Source organism: Catenisphaera adipataccumulans, assembly GCF_014202755.1.
GTDB classification, from domain to species: domain Bacteria; phylum Bacillota_I; class Bacilli_A; order Erysipelotrichales; family Erysipelotrichaceae; genus Catenisphaera; species Catenisphaera adipataccumulans.
Window position 1 is genome coordinate 82549 of the sequence record NZ_JACHHK010000002.1, and the last position, 18764, is coordinate 101312.

The following is an 18764-nucleotide window of genomic DNA, read 5'->3' on the forward strand; positions in this document are numbered from 1 at the left end:
GGTCTGAGGAATATTTACTGCAGTACATGGACGGACATGATAAACGGTTTGTCATTCCAGTCTACCAACGAAATTATAATTGGAAAAAAGAAAACTGCGAACAGTTATATAATGATTTAATTCGTGTAGCGAAAAATCATTTAAAGGCACATTTTTTTGGTTGCATTGTTGCGGTACATGAGGATTCAAATAATACAAATTTAATTATTGACGGACAGCAACGTTTAACAACGGTTTCTTTATTACTTTTAGCTATGTGCCATTTATTGAAACAAGGTAAGGTGACATCAAATGATCCGCTCCTTGCTGAACAGATTTATGAAGTATACATTATTGATCGTTGGAAAAAAGAAGATAAACGAATCAAATTAAAACCAGTTAATGATGATAATAAAGCATATTTACAGTTGTTTAAAAGTGAAGACGAGTTTATTGAAAATTCGGATATTACTATAAATTACAAGTATTTCTGTGAACAGATCCAAAAGCAGGAAATTACAATTGATGAATTGTATGATGCAATCAAAAAGCTGCAAATCATTCATATTGAATTGAATCGAGACGATAATCCGCAGTTGATTTTCGAAAGTCTAAATTCGACTGGTGTGAATCTAAACGAAGGAGACAAAATTCGCAACTATGTTTTGATGGGCCTGAGTGAACATGAACAGGAAGAATATTTTAATAAGTACTGGAGCCCGATTGAAAAGGCAGTAGATAACGATGTCAGTATTTTTATGCGGGATTATCTGCGCTTGAAAACACAGCAGCAGCCACCAATGTCGAAGGTCTATCGTGCATTTAAAGAGTATGTAGAAGAACATGAAATTCCAACTGAAGAATTATTTCAGAATCTTTTTATGTATGCGAAATATTATGAGGTATTGATAAAAACTAAGTCTGAATATAACACATTGGAGGCAAAATTAAGCGGAAAGTTGCGTAGTACAATATTACGTCTGAATTGGTTGGAGACCACGGTTACACGTCCATTCTTGATGGAAGTTCTGCGCCTTTTTGATGAAGAAATATTAAATATAGATGAGACAGAAGAAGTGTTCTTATTGATTGAAGATTATATTTTTCGCAGAAAAATTTGTGATGTACCGACGAACGCCTTAAATAAAATCTTTACTTCATTGAATCGTTCCGTTATAGCCTATGATCAGACAACGGACAATTATGTGGAAAAAATGAAGTATTCCCTAAAAAGCAGAAAAGAAAGTGGACGTTATCCATCCGATGAGGAATTTTTGACTGCTTTATCGACTCGAAATATCTATCAAATGAGCAGTCGCATTCGATCTTATATCATGGAGCGTTATGAAAACTTTGGGACCAGGGAAGTTAAAAATGTTTTCAAAGGCTTAGATGATGGCACATATTCAATCGAGCATATCATGCCTCAAAATTTGACTATACAATGGCAGAATGCATTGGGGAAAGATTATGAGACGGTCCATGAAACATGGCTGCATCGATTAGCTAATCTTACATTGACTGCGTATAACTCGAATTATAGTAATGATTCGTTCCTTAAAAAGAGAGATTTAATCGATTCAAAGACTGGATTAGGGATTGGTTTCTCAAACAGCGGTCTGCGCATGAATCAATGGATCGGTCAGCAGAACCAATGGACGCTGAAAGAACTGGAAGAGCGCAACCAGCGAATGATGGAACAAGCACTGAAAATTTGGCCGTATATGGAAACTGAATTTGTACCAAAAGAAAAAGACAGTGAACGTTTCACGCTGGATGAGAAAGTAGATGCAACAGGCTATTCAATTTTGTCCTTCTCGTATCAGGGAAACGTGCAGAATGTAAAGTCCTGGGTCGATGCATATATGAAAATCATTAGAATCCTTCATCAGCAAGATGCTTCAGTATTAACAGAACTTGCTTATAACACAGATGAAAATGATCTTTCAATTTATTTTACAACAGGAAACGCTGATCCATTTTTCTACAAGGAAGTGCAGGATGGAATTTATGCATATATTAAGCTTGCAAATAGGCAAAAATTATCAATCTTAAGAAGATTATTTAAAAAATTTCATGCAGATCCGCAGGATTTAGAATTTACAGTAAAACATAAAAAACAAACGGAAGAAATATAAAAATCATTAGGTAATGCAAAATTTTATGAATTGAATTACAGAATGGGCTCGAATAAAATAATACAGTCATCTGTATCTGATAGTAAATAGCACCTGTATAATAAAAAGCAGAGAGCTCTTTATTACTAAGAATCTGCACAGATAAGAACATGATTGAAAATAATTGATGGAGGATCATATGAACAAACAACAACTGGCCGCAAAAATTTGGGAATCTGCAAATAAAATGCGTTCGAAAATTGAGGCAAACGAATATAAAGATTATATTCTTGGTTTCATATTCTATAAATACTTATCTGATCGCGAAGAAGAATGGTTATTATCCAGAGAATACACACCAGAAGATATAAAAGAGTATGTAAATGAAGAGGATGAAGAGACGGTAAAAAATACACAACAGAGTCTCGGTTACTTTATTGCATATGAAGATTTGTTTTCTACTTGGATCAAAATGGGATCAGATTTTAGTATCGATAATGTCAGATTGGCATTGTCTTCCTTTATTCGCTTGATTTCACCAACACATCAAAATGTCTTTAAAGATATATTTAATACGTTGGATACAGGATTAAGTAAATTAGGAGATAATACAAAATCACAAACAAAAGCAGTCAGTGATTTGATCCACTTGATTAAAGATATTCCGATGGATAGTAAACAAGGTTATGATGTCTTGGGCTATATTTACGAATATCTACTGGAAAAATTTGCTTCAAATGCAGGAAAAAAGGCAGGAGAATTCTACACTCCGCATGAAGTATCATTATTAATGTCAGAAATTGTAGCGCATCATTTACAGGGAAATGATGAGATTAAAATCTATGACCCAACATCTGGTTCTGGATCATTATTAATTAACATTGGCCATGCGGTTGCGAAGTATATAGATGATCCAAACAAAATTCGATATTATGCGCAAGAATTGAAAGCAAACACATATAACTTAACAAGAATGAATTTGGTGATGAGAGGAATTCTTCCGGATAATATTGTTGTGCGCAACGGCGATACATTAGAAGAAGACTGGCCTTATTTTGAGGAGTCTGATCCAATAGGTACTTATGATCCTTTGTATGTTGATGCTGTTGTCAGCAATCCGCCTTACTCACAAAACTGGGATCCATCGGGGAAAGAGAATGATCCTCGTTTTGCCCGCTATGGACTTGCACCGAAAGCAAAAGCTGATTATGCCTTTTTGCTCCATGATTTATATCACTTAAAGCCTAATGGAATCATGACCATTGTACTGCCTCATGGAGTTTTATTCCGCGGCGGTGAAGAAGGCAAGATCCGCAAAAATTTGATCGAACAAAACAATATCGACACGATCATCGGATTGCCGGCTAATATCTTTTATGGAACGGGAATCCCAACAATAATTATGGTTTTACGCCAAAAACGGGAGAACACGGATGTGTTGATTGTTGATGCGTCCAAAGGATTTACGAAGGAAGGAAAAAACAATAAACTGCGTGCCTGTGATATTCGTAAAATCGTAGACACAGTTACAAAAAGACAAGAAATAGATAAGTATTCTCGACGGGTGACTTTGGAAGAGATTCGTTCAAATGATTACAATTTGAATATTCCGCGCTATGTTGATTCTTCTGAAGAAGCAGAATCTTGGGATATTTATGCATCAATGTTTGGTGGCATACCGAAAAATGAAATTGATCAATTAAATCAATATTGGGAAGCTTTTCCAACATTACGGAAAGATATTTTCGGTGAAGATAAAACGTATTCAAAAGTTCAAGTGGATGATTTAAAACAAGTAATTGATCAAAATGAAGATGTGAAAAACTTTTTAGCTGCATACAAAAAACAATTTTCTAACTTTGGAAACGTATTAACAGATGTGTTGATTTCGAAAGCAGAAAATTTAAATGTTGCGAAAACAGAAGATTTATTATCATCCGAATTATTTGAACGGTTTGACGACATTCCTTTAGTTGATCCTTATGATGCTTATGAAATTTTCCACAATGCTTATTCTGTTATTTCGACAGATTTAGAAATGATACAGACAGAAGGAATGAAAGCAGTAAAACAGGTCGATCCGAATATGGTCATTAAGAAGAAAAATAACAAAGAACAAGAAATTCAGGATGGTTGGAAGGGACATATTCTACCTTTTGATTTGGTACAAAAAACATTTCTTTCTGATGAACTAGAAAAAATCAAACAAAAAGAATCAAGATTGAACGAGATTCCTTCAGAATATGAAAATATTTTAAGTGAAATGTCCGAGGATGATAAAGAGACAATATCGGACGCTTTAAAAGAAGATAATGATGCATTTGTAATGAAGAATATTAAACCAACCATTAAAATGCTTACAAAAACAGATTCTGTTGAATATTCAGAATTAATTGATCAGCTGCAAAAAGTAGAAGTTTGCAATAAAGAAGAAAAATCTTTGAAATCACAACTTAAAAAAGACAAAGAAGAAATCGAATTACGTACCAAAGAAGTCATTTTAAATTTAGATGTAAATGAAATACATATTATTCTTCAGAAAAAGTGGATCGAACCTATTTTGGATGGAATCATGGAATTACCTGAATCAGCTCTAAAAGAGCTGCAAAATAAGGTAAATTCGTTAAACAATAAATATTCTGATACTCTTGCGGATATTGAAAAAGAAATCCAAGAAACAGAAGCAAAACTATCAGAAATGATGTCAGATTTGACTGGATCAGAAGAGGATATTGAAGGAATTCGTGAATTTCAGAAGCTTTTAGGGGGTGATTTCTGATGAAAAAGAAGAAAGCTCCAGATATTCGCTTTAAAGGATTCACGGATGATTGGGAACAGCGTGAGCTGTTCGAAATAGCCGATATCATCGGCGGAGGTACACCAAGTACATCAAATCCTAATTATTGGGACGGTGAAATTGATTGGTATACTCCTGCAGAGATAGGAGAACAGATTTTTGTAAATGGAAGTGTACGTAAGATAACCCAAGAAGGGTTGAATAACAGCTCAGCCAAGATGCTTCCTGCCAATAGAACAGTACTCTTTACAAGTCGTGCTGGAATAGGAAATATGGCTATCTTACAGCGTCCAGGAGCTACAAATCAAGGGTTTCAGTCACTTGTGTGTAATGAAGATATTGACCCATATTTTGTTTTCTCAATGAGTGAAATCATCAAAGCAAGGGCGGAAACAGTGGCAGCGGGATCTACTTTCTCAGAGATATCGGGAAAGAAACTAGGTGAACTTACTTTTTGGTTTCCGGAGAGCATTGAACAGAGGCAAATTGGACATTACTTTAAGAACCTCGATAACCTTATTACACTTCATCAGCGTAAATTAGAAAGCCTAAAAAATGTAAAAAAATCAATGCTTGAAAAAATGTTTCCGAAAAACGGTGAAAAAAATCCGAAGATAAGATTTAAAGGTTTTACTGACGATTGGGAACAGCGTAAGCTGTTGGAGATAACCACGATGCATGCAAGAATTGGTTGGCAAAACCTTCGCACCTCTGAATTTCTGAATGATGGGGATTACTACTTGATAACAGGAACAGATTTTAATGATGGAAAAATTAACTTCTCTAACTGTCATTATGTAGCCAAGGAAAGATATGAACAAGATAAAAACATACAAATAAAGAATGGCTGTATCCTTATTACAAAGGATGGAACTCTTGGAAAAGTTGCCTATGTAAGTGGCTTAAATAAGCCAGCAACTCTAAACGCAGGTGTGTTTAACGTAACCATTAAAACCGATAATGTTGACAGTACATATCTTTATCAATATCTTTCTGGTCCGTATTTAATGGACTATGTATCTAAGCGTGCAACTGGAGGAACAATTAAACATTTAAACCAAAATATACTTGTTGATTTTCCTGTTATTCTACCATCATACCAAGAACAGAAAAAAATTGGAGCTACATTACAAGGCTTAGATAATCTAATTACCCTTCATCAGTGTAAAATTGATAAATTAAAAACTCTTAAAAAAGCTTTATTAAATTCTATGTTTATTTAATTTATTCAATTATTTGTTGATTGAGATTTGCTATAGAAATTCAAAATCATTATTCTTGGTTTGTGTAATAGTTACAATTGATTTTTTTATCAAACCAAATCATTGTTTCTTGTTTGTTTATAAGACCATAAATTATTGTGTTGAATATTGATTTTTGGGAACAGCGTGAGCTGTTCGAAATAGCCGATATCATCGGCGGAGGTACACCAAGTACATCAAATCCTAATTATTGGGACGGTGAAATTGATTGGTATACTCCTGCAGAGATAGGAGAACAGATTTTTGTAAATGGAAGTGTACGTAAGATAACCCAAGAAGGGTTGAATAACAGCTCAGCCAAGATGCTTCCTGCCAATAGAACAGTACTCTTTACAAGTCGTGCTGGAATAGGAAATATGGCTATCTTACAGCGTCCAGGAGCTACAAATCAAGGGTTTCAGTCACTTGTGTGTAATGAAGATATTGACCCATATTTTGTTTTCTCAATGAGTGAAATCATCAAAGCAAGGGCGGAAACAGTGGCAGCGGGATCTACTTTCTCAGAGATATCGGGAAAGAAACTAGGTGAACTTACTTTTTGGTTTCCGGAGAGCATTGAACAGAGGCAAATTGGACATTACTTTAAGAACCTCGATAACCTTATTACACTTCATCAGTGTTAATAAAATTATTTATAAAAATTGTTTAGATATATTCTTGGGAACAGTGTGAGTTTGGAGATTTAGGCTCAGTTGCTATGTGTAAGCGAATATTTAAGCAACAAACAGCCACAAAAGGAGATGTTCCATTTTATAAAATTGGAACGTTTGGTGGAGAACCTGATGCATATATTTCAAAAGAACTTTTTGAGGAGTATAAAGAGAAATTTAATTACCCAGAGATTGGAGATGTATTGATTTCTGCATCTGGTACGATAGGAAGAACTGTTGAATATACTGGAAAAGATGAGTATTTTCAGGATTCCAATATTGTGTGGTTCAAGCATGATGATAGAGTGGATAATACATTTCTTAAGTGTATATATTCCTTGGTAAAATGGGAAGGAATTGAAGGGAGTACTATTAAGCGACTTTACAACGAAAATTTCTTAAAAACTAAATTTACACTTCCAAACATTAATGAACAGAAGAAAATTGGGGAGTATTTTGAGCAACTTGATAACTTTATCGCCCTTCATCAGTGACATAAAAATTAATATAATAAACATATAAATATAGGAGAAATTATGATTGGATTTGAGAAAGAACTGGAGTTTGAGAAAGCTTTAATTACTGCACTTCAGAGTAATGGATGGGAAAAGGAAGTTATATACCACCCAACAGAGGAGCAGCTTATTCAAAATTGGGCGAATATTTTATATAAGAATAATCAGGATATAGATCGTCTTAATCATGTACCATTGATACCGGAAGAGATGGATCAATTGCTTGAACAGATCCGATCTTTACGGACTCCTTTAGCATTAAACGGGTTTGTAAATGGAAATTCGGTATCAATTATCAGAAAAAATCCCAATGATACACAGCATTATGGAAAAGAAGTCAGTCTAAAAATATACGACAGAAAAGAGATTGCAGGAGGACGAAGCATTTACCAAATTGCTGAACAACCTGTTTTCCCTAGACAAGATAAGACGCTTCAGGATCGACGTGGCGATTTGATGCTTTTGATCAACGGAATGCCGCTGTTTCATATTGAATTGAAACGAAGCGGAGTCCCAGTAATGGAAGCATGTCATCAGATTGAGAAATATGCACATGAAGGTGTATTCACTGGCTTATTTTCACTTGTGCAGGTTTTTGTGGCAATGAATCCAGAAGAGATGGTTTATTTTGCGAACCCTGGACCGGATGGTCGATTCAATCCTGATTTTTATTTTCACTGGGAAGATTTTAATAATGAACCGATTAATGATTGGCGTTCTCTTTCAGAGGCATTTTTATCCATACCACAGGCTCATCAGCTAATTGGGTATTACACAGTTGCGGATGATTCTGACGGCGTATTGAAGGTGCTGAGAAGTTATCAATATTATGCGGCAAATAGAATTTCAGACCGTGTTGCTAAAAATGACTGGAATGATCACAATCAGTTGGGCGGTTATATTTGGCATACGACTGGATCTGGGAAGACAATGACTTCCTTTAAATCCGCACAGTTGATCGCTTCATCACATAATGCGGATAAAGTTGTTTTCCTTATGGACCGTATCGAACTGGGAACACAGTCATTAAAAGAGTATCGTGCTTTTGCGGACAATGCGGACGATGTACAGGAAACAGAAGATACTATCGCGTTGATTAGTAAACTGAAAAGTATAAATCCAAAAGACACTCTGATCGTATCTTCCATTCAGAAAATGAGCAATATCAAAGAAGATGCTGAGGGGAAAATGCGTGCGAAAGACATTGAAGATATGAAATCAAAACGCATTGTATTTATTATTGATGAGTGCCATCGATCTACATTTGGACAGATGCTGAGCACCATCAAACAAACATTTCCGAATGCTTTATTCTTTGGTTTTACTGGTACGCCAGTATTCGAAGAAAATGAAAAAGCTTTAAGCACGACTGCAGATGTTTTCGGAAATGAACTGCATCGATATAGCATTGCGGATGGTATTCGAGATAAGAATGTTTTGGGTTTTGATCCAACGATGGTGATGGTCTACAACGATAAAGAATTACGTGAAGCAGTTGCATTAGAGCAGGCAAAAGCCAGCGACATCGATGAGGTCATGGGAGATCCAAAAAAAGAGAGAGTTTTTTATCATTTTATGTCCAATGCGGAAGTGCCGATGGCAGGCTATCAGGGAGATGACGGTAAATATCATAAAGGAATCGAAGATTATTTACCGAGAGAACAATATGAATCGGATGATTACCAAAATGCCGTTGTGAAAGATATTGTTGATAATTGGATGACAATGAGCCGAAATCATAAGTTTCATGCCATTTTTGCGACGAGCAGTATTCCGGAAGCGGTTCAGTATTATAGAAAATTTAAGGAATGTGCGCCATGGTTAAAAACAACCTGTGTGTTTGACCCGACAATTGATAATAAGCATGGTCATATTTCATTGGCAAAAGAAGACGGCATCAAAGAAATGCTTGAAGACTATAATGAAGCATTTGAACAAAATTTTGATATTGGACGTTACGGTATGTTTAAAAAAGATGTTGCGGCCCGCCTGGCACATAAACGTCCTTATGAGCGTGTCGATATGGTGCATCAATTAGAGCTTGTGATTGTTGTGAACCAATTATTGACCGGATTTGATTCAAAATGGATCAATACATTGTATCTGGATAAAGAATTAGTTTATCAGAATTTGATTCAAGCATTTTCGCGGACCAATCGTTTATTTAATATTAATGAAAAACCGTTCGGTTCGATTCGATATTATCGTCGGCCTCATACAATGAAACGCAATATTGAAAACGCGGTAAAATTGTATTCCGGAGATCGTCCAATGGGATTATTTGCGGATCATTTAGCTGACAATATCAGACATATGAATCTATCTTATAAAGATATGATTTTAGTGTTTAAAAATGCCGGAGAACCTGAAATGTTGAAATTGCCACAAGAACATGCTGAAAAGGTTAAATTTGCCCAGTTATTCCGGCAATTTTCTACATATTATCAGGCAGCGCAGATTCAAGGATTCAACTGGCAAAACAAAGAATATGACGAAATCAATGAAGAAGGTGAAAAAATCGGTACAGTGTCTTTCGAAGTACCGGAAAAAGACTATAAAATATTATTGGCACGTTATAAAGAACTTCGAAACGATGGAGATGGATCGAGCGCTGCAGAAGATGTAACATTTGAAATCGATCCATACTTAACAGAACAAAATACCGGTGTCATTGATTATAATTACATGAATTCCCGCTTCGAAAAATGGTTGAAAAAGCTGGCTCAGCCAAATGTGACAGAAGAAGAACTGGAACAAACTTTAGAAGAACTGCACAAGTCATTCGCATTCCTATCACAAGAAGACCAACAATATGCAAATTTGTTTTTGCACGATGTACAAACAGGTGATGTTGAACTGCAGGAGGGACTGCGCTTTCAGGATTACATTACAATGTATGCTACCAATATGAAAAGAGAACAAGTCCATCGTCTGCATAAATATTTAGGCGTATCAGAAAAGAAAGTATTCACCTTATTGGATTCACACGTGACAGAAAAAAACCTAAACGAATATGGCCGATTTGATGCTTTAAAAGCGACAGTTGTAAAAGAAGACGCACAAGAATATTTTACAGCTGTTGAAGGCAAAAGATTGCCAAACTTCAGAGTGAACAATCGCGTGGATGATTTGCTGAGGGACTTTATATTATCTGGCGGAATCGATATACCAGATCCAGAAAAGAATAAAAAATAGAGCCTCATATATGTGACTTTCATCAGTGTAAAATGAGGAGGTCACATATATGTTAAAGGAAACGAAAACAACCGATTTATTTGTGGATTATTACGAACAATGGGTTCAAATGTACAAAGAAGGTGCCATACGGGAAGTCACTCTGGCTAAGTATAAAATGACACATGCATGGCTGAAGAAACTTATTCCTGATGTAAAGCTCTGCGACATGTCCAGGATCTTATATCAACAGCTTATTAATGAATATGCAAAAGATCATGAACGACAGACGACAATGGATTTTCATCACCAGTTAAAGGGTGCCATTATTGATGCTGTGGATGAAGGCCTAATTAAAAGAGATCCAACACGAAAAGTAATTATTAAAGGAAAAACGCCGAAAAATAAGAAAATAAAGTATATCAATCAGTTTGAACTGCATACCTTATTGTCCAATTTAAACCTTAGTGATGAAGTAAATTGGGACTGGTTTTTACTGTTGATCGCAAAAACGGGCATGCGTTTTTCGGAAGCTCTGGCCTTGACACCTAATGATTTTGATTTCGCACATCAAACAGTGTCCGTAAACAAAACTTGGAATTATAAAGGCGGCGGAGGATTTTTGCCGACAAAAAATAAATCATCCGTTAGAAAGATTCAAATCGATTGGCAAACAGTGATGCAATTTGCACAACTGACCAAAAACATGAACCCAGAAGAACCAATATTTATTAAAAAAGGAGAAGAATACGCAAAAATTTATAATGCAACGATCAACGGAATTTTAGAACGGTACTGTAAAAAGTTAAATATACCAGTAATTACAGTACACGGATTGCGTCATACGCATGCATCTATATTGTTGTTTGCCGGAGTATCAATCGGTAGTGTTGCACGCAGACTGGGACATGCCAGTATGACTACAACACAAAAAACGTATCTTCATATAATTCAAGAATTGGAAAATCAGGACATAGACCTGGTTATGCGTTCGTTAGCTAATCTTGTTTAACGTTGTTGAATTGAATCGTTTTCGAGTAGAATAAAATATAACACTGATGAGGGTCTGTATAAAGAAAAATATTGATCTGCATACTTTCGATGAACTGAAATGAAAAGAAGTCTTTCCACTAAATTTGATTCAGATCATACTTCAATATAAACACATATAAAGCGAGTGGGTATGTAATAATCCCACTCGTTTTAAAATAAAAAGAAGCTGCCTTTGTTTCGTGTGAGAGGCGGCAGCTCCGTAATTAGAAAGCTAAGACTAGGTCTTATGAGCTTCCGGCAATGATGCGAAAAACGTCACTGCGCAACGTGAGCTGGTCTCAGTATGTTTGGGAATCGCCGCAACGCCTTTTACTATCATATGCTGATGAAATCATATCACAAAGGATATAGTTCGCACAATTCAATATAAAAAAATGTGTAAGTACTTTACACATTTTTTTAGGGAATGAATAAGCAGATATAAAATATATCTATAGCTGAACGCTATTATTTCCGGATAAATACTTCATGACGGGCACTGGACTGCCGGAACAAGCGTTTCATCTCATCGGCATCCTCATTGGCCAAAGCGTCTCGGAAATGCGAGATCGTGTCGATAAACTGATTGGTCTCATCCAGCAGGATATCCTTATTCAACAAGAACAGCTCGGTCCACATTTCCGCATTGATCGTCGCGATCCTTGTCAGGTCGCGGAAACTGTCTCCCGTATACTTGACCAGATCTTTGGTCTCATGCGTATTCATCAAGCTGACCGCGATGATATGGGTCAGCTGCGACAGAAAGGCGATCATCCGGTCGTGCTGTTCCATGGTCAGCTGGGCAATATATGTACAGCCCAGCTTTGCGCCCAGCGCCTTGGCTGTATCGATCGCTTTTTGGGAATTCTTCTCGGTCGGCACCACGATGAAATTAGCACCGTCGAAAATCGTCGGATCCGAATATTCGATTCCCTGGGATTCGCGGCCGCACATCGGGTGGGTACTGATCAATTCGCAATCTTCACGCAGTACGTCTTGACAAGGTACGATGATATTCGACTTCACACCGCTGATATCCATCAACAGACAGCCTGGTTTCAAAGCATTTTGATGTTCCTCAATCCACGGCTTGATCTGCGTCGGATACAATGCCAGCACCACGATATCGCAGTCCTTTAAATATTTATCCGCCTGCAGCGTGCCTTTGGCCACCATATGATGATTGACCGCATAATCAACCGTTGCCTGCCGCCGCGCAAACCCAATGACGGTCTCGTCCTGATCGGTCAGCCGTTTCGCATAACTGCCGCCCATCAAACCCAAACCGACTATTCCGTAAATCATAGTATTTCCACCTTTCCGTTCAAATGTTTGATATCCGTAAAGAAATCAGGATACGATTTCTCGATGGCTTCGGCGCCTTCGATGATGCTTGGACTTTTGGCGCACAAGCCAAATATTGTCATCGCCATCACGATGCGATGATCGTTATGTCCGTCGATCCGGACTGGCTCTGTTTTATGGTATTCCGCTTTGCCAGTGATCGTGATTTCATCTTCCGTGCTGGAAATCTGCACGCCCCATTTACGCAGTTCCTGTTCCATGGCCGCAATGCGGTCGCTTTCCTTCATCCGGAGACGGCGGGCGTGAATGATCCGGCTTGTGCCCGGACAATAAGCGGCCAGCACGCAGAGGATCGGTCCTAGATCCGGGCAATCCGCAATATCCATCGTCTGCGCCTGCAGCGACTGGTGCGTGATCGTCGTTCCCTGGACATCGGCGCCGGCTGCTTTGACAAAATCCAGGATGACTTGATCGCCCTGATGACTGTGCGGATCGATATGCGCGCACGTCAGCGAGGACTGAATGGCTGCCTCCACCGCATAAAATGCCATCTGGGAGGCATCACCTTCCACCGATACATGGGCCGCCTGATAAGACTGGCCGCCCGGGATCTGATAGACCAGCGGGGATGGATGATGGACCGTGATCCCGAATGATGCCAAACTGTCCGTTGTCAAATTTACATATGAGGCGGACTCATACGGTGGGAGGATTTCAATGGTGCTGTCTTGTTCCAACAGCGGCAGCGCAAATAAAAGGCCGGATATGAACTGACTGGAGATATCTCCCTGCACGGCAAAGGACCGTGCCTGCAGAGGACCGCGCAGACGGATCGTCTGGTCTTGTTCAAAGCGCAGATGCTGCGCCTGAAAGATTTCCTTGTATACGGTCATCGGACGCTGCATCAACCGGCCATGCCCGATGAATGTAACATTCGCATCGGATAAGGCGGCAATCGGGATCAAGAAACGCAGCGTGGAGCCCGATTCGGAACAATCACATGTGATCTCACCTGCGACTTGGCGGACATCGGTCCCCTGGATCGTACAAGCATCTTCTTTTACCGTGATCTTAGCACCCAAATTGCGCATGCATGCGATGGTTGCGTCAATATCTTTTGAAAACGTAATATGATCGACGACGCTTGTTCCTTTGGCAAGCGATGCGCAGATGATGGCCCGATGGGTCAATGATTTAGACGAAGGGATCGATACGGTACCCTGCAGGGCACCCGGCAGGACTTTTACGCGCATACCCAGTCCTCCGTCGCTTTTTTGGACATCCATAGATCCAGCAGGCCGAAGGCCACAACGGAATCCACGACGACGCGGGCCCGGTGTACGATGCATGGATCGTGCCGCCCTTCGATCTGCAGCGTCACATTTTCTCTTGTCTGATAGTCGACCGATGGCTGCGGCTGATAGATGGATGCCGTCGGCTTGATCACGGTATGGATCACGATCGGCATGCCGTTGGTGATGCCGCCGTTGATGCCCGCATTGTGATTGGTCATGGTCGTGATGTGTCCATACGGATCGGCATGGAAATCATCGTTGCCCTGCGAGCCTTTGACTTTCGCAAAACCAAATCCCAGACCGAATGAAACGCCTTTGACGGCCGGCACCGAAAACAATAAATGGCTTAATACGCTTTCCACCGAATCAAACATCGGTTCACCGATCCCGGTCGGCAGGCCGATGACGGCGGTCTCCAAAATGCCGCCCAATGAATCCCCTTGGGAAGCAACGGCTTCGATCTTTTCTTTCATCTGTCTGCCGACCTCGGTATTCAAGACCGCAAATTCACGATGATTCATCAAATCGATTTGTTCTTTTAATGTTTCCAGATCATCCGAAAAAACATCGTCATGGATCGAGTAAAGCTGCTCCATATGGGATCCGATGAAAACACCTTTTTGTTCCAGGATCTGCCGGCAGATACTTCCCGCAGCGACCAGGCAGGCCGTCAGCCGGCCGGAGAAGTGGCCGCCGCCCCGATAGTCCTGAAAACCATGGTACTTCTCAAAAGCGGTATAATCCGCATGCCCTGGGCGTAATCGGTTCTTGGTTTTTTCATAATCTTTCGAACGTGTATTGCTATTGTTGATCAAGATGGTCAAAGCCGTTCCGGTCGTATAGCCATTGAAATAGCCGGAGACGATATGCACTTCATCGGCTTCATGGCGCTGAGTAGAGATGCGTCCCTTGGCCCTGCGCTTTTCCATATCTGCCGCGATGCGGTCTTCATCCACCGCAAAACCAGCCGGCAGTCCATCCAGGACGGCGCCGATCTGCGGCCCGTGACTTTCCCCGAATACGGTCAGGGAAATATTTGTTCCAATATTATTCTTCATAAGGACCCCTTTCCAAGACAGCACGCACCTGATCGAAGGACCATTGCTCCAATACAAAGGAACCCAGCTCCTTGACCAGGACCACCGTCACCGAACCCGCATTATTTTTCTTATCGTGCGCAATAAAATCCATCAGTACATCGACATCATAGTCCGGCACCGGCGGGATATGCAGCTTCTCATAGATCGTGAGCACCTGCTTTTTCAAAGCAGCATTTTCGATCATGAACAACATGCCCATTGCGACGCACTCGCCGTGCAGATAGGTATTCAGGCCATAGGCACCTTCGATCGCATGACCGATCGTATGACCAAAATTCAGACACTTGCGCAGACCGCTTTCTTTTTCATCCTGCTCCACGACCCGACGTTTCACGTCGATGGAATGTTCGATGATCGCATCGATGCATCGATCATCGCTTTCAAACAGGCGGAACAATTCCGGATCCTGGATCAAACCAGTTTTCAACGCTTCCATCAAACCATTGTTGATCTGACGCTGCGGCAGCGTCTGGAGAACATCCGGATCGATCAGTACGGCCTTCGGCTGATAAAAGGCGCCGACGATATTTTTGACCGCACCCACGTCGATCGCTACTTTGCCGCCGACACTGGAATCCACCTGCGATAATACTGTGGTCGGCAAATTATAGAAATCGATGCCGCGCATATAGCTTGATGCCACAAATCCGGCCAGATCGCCGGTCACGCCGCCGCCTAAAGCAATTACGGCATCTTTACGCGTGAAATGCGCATCGATCAATTGTTTCAAAAGATTTTCATACTGTGTAAAACATTTCGAACCTTCCCCTTCCGGGAAAGTCAATACCAGTCCGTCCGGAAGCTGTTTCCGGATCAATTCCACCCATTTTTCCGGCACACCGCTTTCTGTGATCAGCGCGACTTTGCGCTGTACATCCAAGAAATCGCCGATATGTGTCAGCACACCGCGCTCCAGGACGATCGGATACGAGTTTTTATCCAAATGAACGACCATTTTCATAATTTTATTGCTCCTTATCAGTTCGATTTTACCATGAAGTGACAAAAAGACGAAAAAATGTAAATAAAGTCCATGAAAACAAAGCAATTTTTTTCAGAAAAATGAAACTTGTGGTATGATTATGAGCAGAGGTGAGCTATGAACCAACTGGAAGAAGCACGGCACCGCATCGATGTGATCGACCGCCAAATGGCAGATCTTTATCAGCAGCGCATGGACGCTGCCCGCGACGTTCTGCACTATAAGAAAGCCAACGGCCTGCCGATCCTGGATGCCAAGCGTGAACAGCGCGTGATCGAAAAGAACACGCAGTACATCACCAATCCGGATTATCTGCCGTTTTATCGGGAATTTATGAAAGATGTGATGAGCAATTCACGCCGTTACCAGCAGACCTTGATGTCACAGGACATCGTGGCATATGCGGGCGTGAAAGGTGCCTTTGCCCATATGGTCAGCGAACGCTTGTTCCCGGGTCATCCGATGCGCTCCTGCAAATCGTTTGACGACGTCTTTCAGGCTGTGGTCAACCGCGAAGCGCAGTACGGTGTCATTCCATTTGAAAACAACAACTCCGGCTTGGTCGGAGAAGTGCTGGACGCGTTGATGAAATACCCGGTATACATTCATGAAATGGCCGACCAAAGAATCAAACAGTGCTTACTGGGCGTTCCCGGCGCCACCTTGAAAGATGTGCAGTATGTCTATTCGAAAGATCAGGCATTGGCACAGGCACAAAAATTTTTGAAGCCGCTGCAGGTACAGACCGTAGCGTATCCAAACACCGCATTGGCCGCACGCTATGTGGCCGATGAACAGGACATCCACAAAGCAGCCATCGGCGCCCGAGAAAACGCCGATCTGTACAATCTGGAGATCCTGGCGGAAGGGATCGAAGAAAATCCTGAAAATACCACGCGCTTTGTGATCATTGGACGGGAACCGCTGATGAATGGTGAGCATTTCAGCATTCTCTTCACGATCAAGCACACCAGCGGATCACTGGCCCGGATCATTGAGATCATTGCGAAATACGGACTGAACATGGACAGTATTCAGTCCCGGCCGATCAAAGGCCGCCCGTTTGAGTATTTCTTCTTTATTGAAATGGACGGCAGCGCGGATGCGGAAAATACCCGAAAGTGTCTGAAAGAATTAAAACCGATGTGCGAGTCATACAAAGCATTGGGGACATACCCGATCATCGGCGAGAGGAAGGATGAAAAAGAATGAGCTTTTTGAAAGAGAGTGTGAACCGTCAGCCATTGGCAGACGCCGTCTTTGCGATTGCCGCAAAGGCCAAAGAAGACAAGGAACTAAACGGACCGGAACATGTGGTCGACGCGACCATCGGTTCTCTATACGGAGAAGACGGAAAATTGGTGGCGCTGGATACGGTCTATGATTCATTAAAAAACATGGATAACCGCGTACTGGCCAAATACGCCTCCAGCTTTACCGGCAACCCGGACTTCAAAGAACATATGTACGACTGGGGCCTGGACGGCAACAGTTCGCTGGCACACGATGTAGTGGCAACACCGGGCGGAACCGGTGCGGTGGCAATGGGCATCGATGAATTCCTGGAAGCAGGCGAAACCATCATTCTGCCGAACATCGCGTGGGGTTCTTATAAATTAATGGCGCAGATGGACAACTTGAACATCGAAACCTATGAAATGTTTGACGGCGATGCATTTAATCTGAAATCCTTCAAGGAAGTCTGTGAGAAGGTCATGGTCCGTCAGAATAAATTGGTGATCGTGATCAACTCCCCGTGCCATAACCCGACCGGTTATTCACTGACCGATGAGGAGTGGGCAAAAGTTGTCGAGATCATGAATGAATGCGCAAAAAGCGTATCGGTCGTATTGATCAACGATGTCGCCTATATCGATTTTGCGTACGGTCAGAAGGCAGCGAAGAAGTACTTCCGCGCATTTGACAAAATCAGCGACAATGTCGTTGTGGAAGTGGCATACAGCCTGTCGAAATCGATGACCAGCTATGGTCTGCGCTGCGGGGCAGCGATCCTGCTGGCACAGCAGCAAAAAACCATCGACGAAATCGTGACGGTTTTTGCGAAAGATGCCCGGGCGACCTGGTCCAACATCAACAACGGTGCCATGGCCATGTTTGTCGATGTTCTCGACAACAAGCCGGAGGAATACAATGCCGAGCGCCAGAAATATGTCGATCTTCTGCAGAAACGCAGCAGCACCTTCATCAAGGAAGCCGATGAAGTCGGCCTGAGCCATTATCCATATAAAGAAGGATTCTTCGTTACGCTGAATATGGACAATAAGACCCGTGATGCGTATCATGAAGCCTTGATGGCCAACCATATTTATACGGTCAAGGTCAACCAAGGCATCCGGGTAGCGGTCTGTTCGCTGCCGGTCAGCCAGTGCCAAGGCCTGGCTGCCAAGATGAAGAAAATTCTGGACACGGTTCAATAAAGAAGCGATGCCGCCGGATCCCGGCGGCTTTTTTGCATCTAGTCCGATTGTGTCATCTCCATATAGGAAAACAATAAGAAATATGCTAAAATAGGATAAATGAAAGGGATAACAAATA

The 18764-nt window shown here is 41.0% G+C and carries 13 protein-coding genes; 9 read left to right on the top strand and 4 right to left on the bottom strand.

Annotated elements, in window-relative coordinates:
* Positions 1 to 26 precede the first annotated feature (26 nt).
* The 7 genes from HNQ47_RS02510 to HNQ47_RS02540 all read left to right on the top strand — a co-directional run bounded on the left by HNQ47_RS02510 (position 27) and on the right by HNQ47_RS02540 (position 11506).
* On the top strand, positions 27 to 2117 hold the full coding sequence (locus HNQ47_RS02510; RefSeq protein ID WP_183327225.1) for a DUF262 domain-containing protein: 2091 nt from the start codon (positions 27 to 29) through the stop codon (positions 2115 to 2117).
* 178 nt (positions 2118 to 2295) lie between these two features.
* Entirely contained in the window at positions 2296 to 4875 is a 2580-nt protein-coding gene (locus tag HNQ47_RS02515) for a type I restriction-modification system subunit M (protein WP_183327227.1), read from the top strand.
* Complete coding sequence (locus HNQ47_RS02520) at positions 4875 to 6116, top strand: restriction endonuclease subunit S (protein WP_183327228.1); 1242 nt, start codon at positions 4875 to 4877, stop codon at positions 6114 to 6116. The genes HNQ47_RS02515 and HNQ47_RS02520 overlap by 1 nt, the downstream gene beginning before the upstream one ends.
* 140 nt (positions 6117 to 6256) lie before the next feature.
* On the top strand, positions 6257 to 6778 hold the full coding sequence (locus HNQ47_RS02525; protein WP_221247942.1) for a restriction endonuclease subunit S: 522 nt from the start codon (positions 6257 to 6259) through the stop codon (positions 6776 to 6778).
* 26 nt (positions 6779 to 6804) lie between these two features.
* The gene (locus HNQ47_RS02530) at positions 6805 to 7299 is read left to right on the top strand and encodes a restriction endonuclease subunit S (RefSeq protein ID WP_343052892.1); all 495 of its coding nucleotides are present in this window, start codon (positions 6805 to 6807) and stop codon (positions 7297 to 7299) included.
* 42 nt (positions 7300 to 7341) lie between these two features.
* Entirely contained in the window at positions 7342 to 10515 is a 3174-nt protein-coding gene (locus HNQ47_RS02535) for a type I restriction endonuclease subunit R, EcoR124 family (RefSeq protein ID WP_183327232.1), read from the top strand.
* Positions 10516 to 10564: 49 nt separating this feature from the next.
* Positions 10565 to 11506, top strand: a complete 942-nt coding sequence (locus HNQ47_RS02540; protein WP_183327234.1) for a site-specific integrase — start codon at positions 10565 to 10567, stop codon at positions 11504 to 11506.
* A gap of 488 nt (positions 11507 to 11994) precedes the next feature.
* On the opposite strand, the gene HNQ47_RS02545 is transcribed toward HNQ47_RS02540, so the two are convergent.
* Genes HNQ47_RS02545 through aroB form a run of 4 tightly spaced genes read right to left on the bottom strand, consistent with a single transcriptional unit; the run spans position 11995 to position 16187 of the window.
* The gene (locus HNQ47_RS02545) at positions 11995 to 12831 is read right to left on the bottom strand and encodes a prephenate dehydrogenase (RefSeq protein ID WP_183327236.1); all 837 of its coding nucleotides are present in this window, start codon (positions 12829 to 12831) and stop codon (positions 11995 to 11997) included.
* Positions 12828 to 14084: a 3-phosphoshikimate 1-carboxyvinyltransferase gene (gene aroA, locus HNQ47_RS02550; RefSeq protein ID WP_183327238.1), complete on the bottom strand. Its 1257-nt coding sequence runs from the start codon at positions 14082 to 14084 to the stop codon at positions 12828 to 12830. Before aroA ends, HNQ47_RS02545 begins: the two co-directional genes overlap by 4 nt.
* Positions 14075 to 15184 carry a chorismate synthase gene (gene aroC, locus HNQ47_RS02555; protein ID WP_183327240.1) on the bottom strand — a complete coding sequence of 370 codons (1110 nt, stop codon included), beginning with the start codon at positions 15182 to 15184 and terminating at the stop codon, positions 14075 to 14077. The genes aroA and aroC overlap by 10 nt, the downstream gene beginning before the upstream one ends.
* Positions 15174 to 16187 carry a 3-dehydroquinate synthase gene (gene aroB / locus HNQ47_RS02560; protein WP_183327242.1) on the bottom strand — a complete coding sequence of 338 codons (1014 nt, stop codon included), beginning with the start codon at positions 16185 to 16187 and terminating at the stop codon, positions 15174 to 15176. Before aroB ends, aroC begins: the two co-directional genes overlap by 11 nt.
* Before the next feature lie 138 nt (positions 16188 to 16325).
* Between aroB and HNQ47_RS02565 the strand changes: the two genes are divergently transcribed.
* Complete coding sequence (locus HNQ47_RS02565; RefSeq protein WP_183327244.1) at positions 16326 to 17420, top strand: chorismate mutase; 1095 nt, start codon at positions 16326 to 16328, stop codon at positions 17418 to 17420.
* The gene (locus HNQ47_RS02570) at positions 17417 to 18646 is read left to right on the top strand and encodes a pyridoxal phosphate-dependent aminotransferase (RefSeq protein WP_183327246.1); all 1230 of its coding nucleotides are present in this window, start codon (positions 17417 to 17419) and stop codon (positions 18644 to 18646) included. The genes HNQ47_RS02565 and HNQ47_RS02570 overlap by 4 nt, the downstream gene beginning before the upstream one ends.
* Positions 18647 to 18764: the final 118 nt, after the last annotated feature.

Excerpts from the sequence above, each read along its gene's own strand:
- HNQ47_RS02565 (WP_183327244.1), top strand. The coding sequence starts at position 16,326 with ATGAACCAACTGGAAGAAGCACGGCACCGCATCGATGTGATCGACCGC.
- HNQ47_RS02535 (WP_183327232.1), top strand. The coding sequence starts at position 7,342 with ATGATTGGATTTGAGAAAGAACTGGAGTTTGAGAAAGCTTTAATTACT.
- aroC (WP_183327240.1), bottom strand. The coding sequence starts at position 15,184 with ATGAAGAATAATATTGGAACAAATATTTCCCTGACCGTATTCGGGGAA.
- aroB (WP_183327242.1), bottom strand. The coding sequence starts at position 16,187 with ATGAAAATGGTCGTTCATTTGGATAAAAACTCGTATCCGATCGTCCTG.
- HNQ47_RS02510 (WP_183327225.1), top strand. The coding sequence starts at position 27 with ATGGACGGACATGATAAACGGTTTGTCATTCCAGTCTACCAACGAAAT.
- HNQ47_RS02515 (WP_183327227.1), top strand. The coding sequence starts at position 2,296 with ATGAACAAACAACAACTGGCCGCAAAAATTTGGGAATCTGCAAATAAA.
- HNQ47_RS02570 (WP_183327246.1), top strand. The coding sequence starts at position 17,417 with ATGAGCTTTTTGAAAGAGAGTGTGAACCGTCAGCCATTGGCAGACGCC.
- HNQ47_RS02540 (WP_183327234.1), top strand. The coding sequence starts at position 10,565 with ATGTTAAAGGAAACGAAAACAACCGATTTATTTGTGGATTATTACGAA.
- HNQ47_RS02545 (WP_183327236.1), bottom strand. The coding sequence starts at position 12,831 with ATGATTTACGGAATAGTCGGTTTGGGTTTGATGGGCGGCAGTTATGCG.
- HNQ47_RS02520 (WP_183327228.1), top strand. The coding sequence starts at position 4,875 with ATGAAAAAGAAGAAAGCTCCAGATATTCGCTTTAAAGGATTCACGGAT.
- aroA (WP_183327238.1), bottom strand. The coding sequence starts at position 14,084 with ATGCGCGTAAAAGTCCTGCCGGGTGCCCTGCAGGGTACCGTATCGATC.